The following is a 635-nucleotide window of genomic DNA, read 5'->3' as shown; positions in this document are numbered from 1 at the left end:
TGTCTGTATATTGAACAACTTCCCCGTCCTGATCTACATGTATTTTATTGTAAAAAGTTTTTTTGTTTTGTGCTAATCCAAGTTCTTCATTCAACCGTTCATCATATTGTCGTTTTATTTGTGCTAACGTTGAATCTTTAGGCGTGCTATTTATTATTGTCATTTTTATGTCCGCTCCTGTACATACAATAAAATAGTTTCCGGATAAAAACTATTACACGTTATTACAGGTCATTTTTTGAGCAAAAAAACACCCCTAAAGTAGTGTTTGTTTTTTAAGCGATTTCCCATTGTTATAACTCTATGTGTTAGATCATATAACTCTATGTGTTAGATGACATAACAATATGTTGTTATGAAGTAGGATCGTATTATCACCTATAAGTAATTGTTTAACAAGGGTAATTTTTTGGATCTTTGAAGTTCGTCCTATCTCTTCTCTTTAGACCGTTCTATATTAAGCAGTGATTTTAACCCTAAAAAACGCTAACGCGCTCTCGCTTGTTTTCTCAAAAAGCGTCATAACAAGTGATGACTTTCTTTTTAGAGATCAGGTGATAGTGTAATAACAGGAGTCCGACAATGACAACTCAAGAGGTTAAATTTACAGAAAGAAATTTAGAAAAGTTGAAGCT

It is taken from the genome of Psychromonas sp., assembly GCF_983033635.1.
Note: the sequence above shows the minus strand (reverse complement) of the source record.